General features: G+C 54.4%; 3 protein-coding genes. All 3 read left to right on the forward strand.

Going from position 1 to position 6575, the window contains the following annotated elements:
• Positions 1–266 precede the first annotated feature (266 nt).
• The 3 genes from ACMLHG_RS06195 to ACMLHG_RS06205 are packed head-to-tail and all read left to right on the forward strand — an operon-like array spanning position 267 to position 6423.
• On the forward strand, positions 267–3806 hold the full coding sequence (locus ACMLHG_RS06195; RefSeq protein ID WP_417169928.1) for a sugar-binding protein: 3540 nt from the start codon (positions 267–269) through the stop codon (positions 3804–3806).
• A 44-nt stretch (positions 3807–3850) separates the two neighbouring features.
• A complete protein-coding gene (locus ACMLHG_RS06200) occupies positions 3851–5020 on the forward strand; it encodes a Gfo/Idh/MocA family protein (protein ID WP_417169929.1) in 1170 nt (389 codons plus the stop codon).
• Positions 5021–5028: 8 nt separating this feature from the next.
• A complete protein-coding gene (locus ACMLHG_RS06205) occupies positions 5029–6423 on the forward strand; it encodes an MFS transporter (protein ID WP_417169930.1) in 1395 nt (464 codons plus the stop codon).
• The last annotated feature ends 152 nt before the right edge of the window (positions 6424–6575 follow it).

The following is a 6575-nucleotide window of genomic DNA, read 5'->3' on the forward strand; positions in this document are numbered from 1 at the left end:
TGATTTCATTTTTTTGTGCTTTCGCGGTCCTGTCGCTTGCGGCAGCCGAGCCGTACAGTCTGAGCCGGACGGAAAAAGCCATTACCGTCAAAAGCGGCGGGGCGGAATTCATCGTTCCCGCCAGAGGCCACATTCTGGAGAGTGTGGAGGCCAAAAGACTGGAACGGCCTATTGCGAACGTCCTGCTTGTATCGAATGGAGGCCGCCAGTTTTATATAGTGCCGGACGGACGGGACAACAAGTTCACCGTTCTGGAAAACAGCGACATGAAAAAGGTCATTCGAGCGGATCTCTCCCTCGCTGAATCCGAAAAAGGGCAGCCGGTGCGGCCGATCGATTTTGCACGCCTCATCGTGTACTACCAGTTCGTATCCGGCATTCCCGGTGTGGTGGTTACCGAAAGGCTGACAGCGGTTAAACCGTTTTCCCTGCACAAGTTCAATGTCGGGCTCATGACCAGATTCGAAGAGTGCGCCATTGATTCGATGGCGCTGAAACCGTACCCCTCCGCGGCAGAACAGAAAGGCGGAACAAAATGCAAGGAGTATATTTTAGGGAAAAAGGCCGACGGGTTACGATATTATCTTTCCTGTGAGGCGAAATCATATATGCCGCCGGGGATGTTTTTCATTCCTTTCCGCACCATCATTCCGGCTACCGGGATCAATATCGCGGCGGGCGGGGTTGAAGAGGTTTCCTTCGTCATCGGCCGCGTTCTGCAGGACAGTGATGTCGAGCTTCTCAATTCCCTGAAAAAGGCGGCGGGCAAGCCGGACGAGGCGCATTCGGAAGCCTCGCTCAACAAGCTGCTGACGGGGAAACAGATTTTTGCGGAAGCTTTAAAGAAAAATTATCACGGCGATTTCTCCGACTGGGATAAGATCCCGGTCTGCGTCACGCGCGGTGAAACCAGAGACTACCGGCCGATCGCCACAAACACGTGGAGCGGTCCGGCCGACCTGAGCTTCCTCTTCAAATGCGCTTACGACAGCGAATATCTCTATTTGCTGATCGACGTGACGGACGACATTTTGCGCAATACTTTTGACGGTGATGCCATCTGGCTCGGGGACTCCGTCCAGTTCGGCATCGATGCATTATGCGACCGTGACGGACGCTCCTTCATCAACTTCGCCGTGGCGCAGGCCGGCGCCCGGCCTGTGATCTACTGTTTCGGGCATCCCGACAAATCATTTGTCGGCGATCTCTCCGGAACGATCCGGAATAAGTCGCGCCTGCGCGAACGGGGGATTGTTTACGATCTGGCAATCCCCTGGAAATTTCTGAAACCATTTGAGCTGATCCGCGGAAAATTCGGTTTCAATTTCGCGGTAATCGATCAGGATGACGGAACAAATTACGAAAACTGGATGGGTATTACCGACGGGGTTTTCGGCGGCCGCAATCAAGCTCTCTATCTTGACCTGAATCTGCAGTCGGTGGAGTCCGCAATTGCGGCTTCATCGAGGGAACCGAAACCGCAAAGTGCCTTTCCGTCCAGAATTCTTTTTGCGGACGACAAAACAAAATTCTCTTCGTTTGTCATGCTTTCAGATGAAAAGCTGCTTCCCGCCGAGTTGAAGATTTTTTTCAATGGAAAGGAAAAATTATCTTTTCCGCTGACGAAAGGTTTCAACAATTTCAGCAGCGAACTTGCCGCCGGAGCCGTCCCCGCCGGAAATTATACCATCCAGACGGCGCTGGTCAAAGACGGCAAAGTCCTGTATGAGACGCAGGAGACGCTTTCCCTGCTCAGCAGGGAATTTCTGAATTCACTGATCGCCAAAGTCGAAGGCGGGGAAAAGGCTCTCTCCCAAAAAATAGAGCAGATTGTCGCGAAAACCGGAAAACAGCCGGAATATCTCAAGGCGTGCGCTGCCATGTTCCGCTATTTCATCACGTTGTCACGGAGCGACATTTCAGCGGAAGAGGTGATGCAGGGCCAGAAAAAGGTCAAAGTTGAAGGTCCCTATAAGCGTTACGTTTACGATCGTCTCTACAAAAATCTTTCGTACCTTGATGCGCTTTCCGGGAAATTGCTTGCACGGGCTGACGATATCCTCGCCGGCAGGACGGCTCCCGTCACACTCCCCGCGTATCGCCGCGGCGTTCAGCCGGTCGTTGCGGACGGAGGCTTCAAGGTGGACGGCAGGGAGCTGCTGCTGATCGGTCCGAACACCTGGACGAACGTCCGCGGTTTCCGGGATGAACACTTCCCCGTGATTGCCGAAACGGGAATGAATTTCGTCAATGTGTTCTACGTCGGCGGAAAGAGGCGTGACGGTCTGATCAAGTTGGCGGAGGAGAACGGACTGTACTTCTCCTACGGTGCGACGACAGCAACGTTTCTGAATGAGGAGACGATCACGACCGACTATTACAAGAGTCGGGCCACCAATCCGAATCATTATCTTTACCCGATGAAGCAAATCAGTCCCAACATGGTGTTCAGCATCGCTCAAGGAGAACAATTTCCGCGCAAGTATGAGATGACGCCGGCATGGAATGCGGAGTTCCAGGCGTATCTCAGGAAGAAGTTCGGAACGCTTGGAAAACTTAATTATGAACTGAGTACCGATTTCAAAAACTTTGAAGAAATTGACTACGGCAAGGCGCTGCGGTTTCCTGCGCTGAAATATGAGAGCTTTCTCTACCGCCTGTCCCGGATCCTGCCCCGACAGAAAATCGATGCGGATTTCAAGAGACAGTATTTCGGGCGGCCAGTCACCACGCACTATTCGACCAATTACAACATTACCGGTCTTGATCCGCTGATCGTCCTCTGCGATTTTGAAGGGATATGGAATATCTTCGATCTCGTCGGATTCGACGGCGGCGTCGGCGTCGACGCCTCCTCCTTCGCCGTCAATTTCAGCAAGGGAACGATCGACTGCGACCTGGCCCGCTCGTTCTATCCGGAGAAACCGATCACGAACAATGAAAACCATATCATCGTCGATGGGGTGTATCAGGAGTATTCGGACGAAGAAACTTACATTTCCAACATCCTGACCTACTTTCACGGTTTGAATGCCGGCAGCGTCTGGGTCTGGGTGCCCTCCTTTCACACCTACGGCGAATATGCGTTCACGCGTGCCAACACCTATCACGCCACGATTCAGTGCGCGATCGACCTGCGGCGTTTCCCGGAAGAGATTGCGGCCTTCCGCAGGCAGGCGGAGCCGCCGTTCCGCATCCTGCACTCCCTGCCGGCCATGACGGATCGCGACCTCTATGTCAAAAGCCTGTACGGCGTCTATGAGGGAAGTTACTTTACCGGCTGGCCGGTGCGTTTTCTCTCCGAACGCATGGTCGAGAGAAATGATTTCAAAAATGCAAAAATCGTCATTGTCCCGGAGGCGAAGCGGATCTCCGGACGGACTTTCGCGGCACTTGCCGCATTTGCAGAAAAGGGAGGAAAGGTCCTGACTTTCGGCAAAGACGCCCTGACCTGTGACGAATACGGGAAGCCGGTACCGGGACGGCAGGAAACCTTGAAGAAGTTCATCCGCAAGCCATCGTCCGGCCCTGTGGAATATGCCGGGGAGCTTGAGGCGCTTCTCGGGGCAATGAAAATCACTCCGCCGGTTGTAATCACCGGCAAGGACGGCAAAATTCCTTTCGGGGTTGAATACCGCACCGCCAGAGGGAAAAACGGGGAAACGCTCCTCTATGTCGTGAATCTCACCAAAGCTCCGGTCGAGATCCGGCTTGCGGGAAAATGGACCGACCTGTTCAACGGGAAAGCATTTCCGGAAAACAGTGTCCTGAAATCCCTGGAACTTCACCTGTTGAAAAGCAATTGAATATAACGGGGGAGATTTCTCCCCACAGGATACGGAAAGAAAAAATGCAGACCATACGGTTCGGAATTATCGGAGTCGGAGGACGCGGCGGCGTTTTCCTGGACAACAACCATCTCCCGGAGCAGGGATACGAAATCACCGCCGGCGCGGATGTCGATCAGGAGCAGCTTGCCGGATTTAAAAAACGTTTTCCAACGGCGAAAGCATTTTCCGATTACCGGAAGCTCCTCGCGTTGCCGGAGCTTGACGCCGTATTCGTGATCACACCGGATGATCTGCATGAAGAGATGGCCGTTGCCGCCCTGGAGGCCGGGAAACACGTCTATCTTGAGAAACCGCTGGCAATCACCGCCAGCGGTTGTGAGAAAATCCTGCGCGCCGCCATGCGGACCGGGAAAAAACTGTACATCGGCCACAATATGCGCTGCATGCCCGTCATTCTGCGCATGAAGGAGCTGATCGATTCCGGCGTGATCGGCGAGGTCCAGCTCGCCTGGGAGCGACATTTCATCAATTACGGCGGCGACGCCTATTTTCATGACTGGCATTCGGAACGGAAACACACCACCGGACTCCTGTTGCAAAAGGGCGCGCACGACATCGATGTGCTGCACTGGCTCATGGCTTCGCACACGACGAAAGTTACCGGAATGGGAATGCTTTCGGTCTATGACAAATGCCGCCGCCGCGCTCCCGGCACTCCCGGACATGCGCTGTGGGATGTGAAGAACTATCCGCCGGAGGCCGCTCCGCCATACTCCCTCGTGATCGACGTCGAGGACAGCAGCATGATTCTGATGCAGCTCGCCTCCGGAAAGCAGTGCGCCTATCTGCAATGTCATTACACGCCGGACAGCGACCGCAACTTCACGTTCATCGGCACAAAAGGGCGCATTGAAAACCACGGAGTTGAGGACAATGCGCAGATTCTCATCTGGACGAACCGCGCCGAAGGCTATAACGTGCCCGATCGCGTCGAAACGTTGCGCGGCATTGCCGGAACACATTCCGGTGCTGACCCGGCGATCATGAGAAACTTCCGGGAATATGTCCGGGGAACGGCGGAGCCGATCTCCAATCCTCTGGATGCCATGCGCGCGGTCCTGGTCGGAATCGCAGCGCACGAATGCATGCGGGGAGACCTGAGATGCCGTGAGATCCCTGAAATCGCACCGGATGTTCTGGAATATTTCCGCAGAGAGAAGAAAGCTTGAGAACCCAAATGGAACAATCCCCTTCTCCCCGAAGCTACCGGGTCGGCACATTGCGGTATACCTTGCCGCGCCTGCTGCTCGTTTCGGTTATGATGCTGCTGGCGACCCAGGCGATGAGCCTGGTGTGTTACAACCTGGTCCCGAGTGTGAAACCGATCCTGCTGGACCGCGTCGGAGCAAGTTCCACGGAAATCGCCCTGATTATCAGTACGATTCCCCAGGCACTCAACTTCGTGCTCTGTCCGCTGATCAGCACGATCAGCGACAAAACCAGAAGCCGGATCGGGCGGCGCATGCCGTTTCTGATCGGTTCCGCGCCGGTACTCGTCCTTCTGCTGGTGCTGATCGCCTGGTCCGGCGATCTGGCCGCATTGCTTGTGGAAATCTTTCCGGCTCTCCGGTCGGTCAATGTCGCATTCTGGCTGCTGGCAACGCTGATCCTGTTGTTCCAGGTCGTCTACCTCTTTCCCGGCTCGGTCATCTATTACCTGATTGCAGACGTGATCCCCAGGGAATGCCTCGGCCGCTATATGGCGATTGCCACGATAGCCGGTTCAGGCTTGAGCGCCGGATTCAACTTTTTCATCCTGAAATATGCCGTCGACAGCATGAAAACAACCTTCTGCATCCTCGGAGCTCTGTATCTGGCCATTTACATCCTGCTTCTCTGCTTTGTTCCGGAAGGAAAATATCCGCCGGTCGAGGACACAATTTCCGTTTCCGGCAATTTCCTGGTACGGGCGAAGGCCTATGTGGCCATGTTCTTCCGGGAGTGCTTCTCCCGCAGGATATTTGTTCTGCTGTTTTTCTGCACCGGACTGAATCAGGCTTCCAACATCTGTCGAAGCATGTACAATATTCTTTTCGCCACCAAGGACATCGGTTTGTCCATCAGCGGTTACGGCAGAATCATCGGAATCGGTGCGGTGATTTCGGCCGTCGTCATTTTCTTCATGGGTAAAATCATGGACCGGACGCATCCAATGTTCATCTACCTGATCGGCGGAATCTTCATTCTTCTGGTCAATGTCTTCGGTTATTTCTTCGTCTACACGCCAATGACCTTTGCCGTGATCGGCATCGCGACTGCGATCATGTACGCGATTCAGGGATTGGCCTACAGTCCACTTCTGATCAACCTGCTGCCGCCGGACAAATTCGGGCAGTTTTCCAGCGCGAACTCCATGGTCAACGCCGTTGCTGTCCTGTTCGGATCCTGGCTGGGCGGAATTCTGACCGACTGCTTCGGCTACCGGGTCATGTTTCTGTGGGATTTCTGCATCACACTGCTGGCAACCTTTGCTCTGCTGGGCGTATATAAGCAGTGGAAGCTGCTCGGCGGCAGGGAACATTATACCCCGCCCGCCGTCGATGTGGCCCCTGATTCTTCCGGGGCAAATTAACTGATGGCTGTGACGGGGCGTATCCGATATTTATGCACATCTGTTCCACGTTTTTACAGATTGTAAACCTGACTTGGCGGGACTGGAAAAGTAATCTCAAGAACGCTGCCCCGACAAGCAGGGGTGGCAGGAGGCATGGTCCATAGAGTCGG

Origin of the sequence: Victivallis sp. (assembly GCF_048170485.1) — a bacterium.
Lineage (GTDB): Bacteria > Verrucomicrobiota > Lentisphaeria > Victivallales > Victivallaceae > Victivallis.

What these genes read in the sequence shown, in the direction of transcription:
- ACMLHG_RS06195 (WP_417169928.1), top strand. Translation starts at nt 267, where the DNA reads ATGAAAAAGGTCATTCGAGCGGATCTCTCCCTCGCTGAATCCGAAAAA.
- ACMLHG_RS06200 (WP_417169929.1), top strand. Translation starts at nt 3,851, where the DNA reads ATGCAGACCATACGGTTCGGAATTATCGGAGTCGGAGGACGCGGCGGC.
- ACMLHG_RS06205 (WP_417169930.1), top strand. Translation starts at nt 5,029, where the DNA reads ATGGAACAATCCCCTTCTCCCCGAAGCTACCGGGTCGGCACATTGCGG.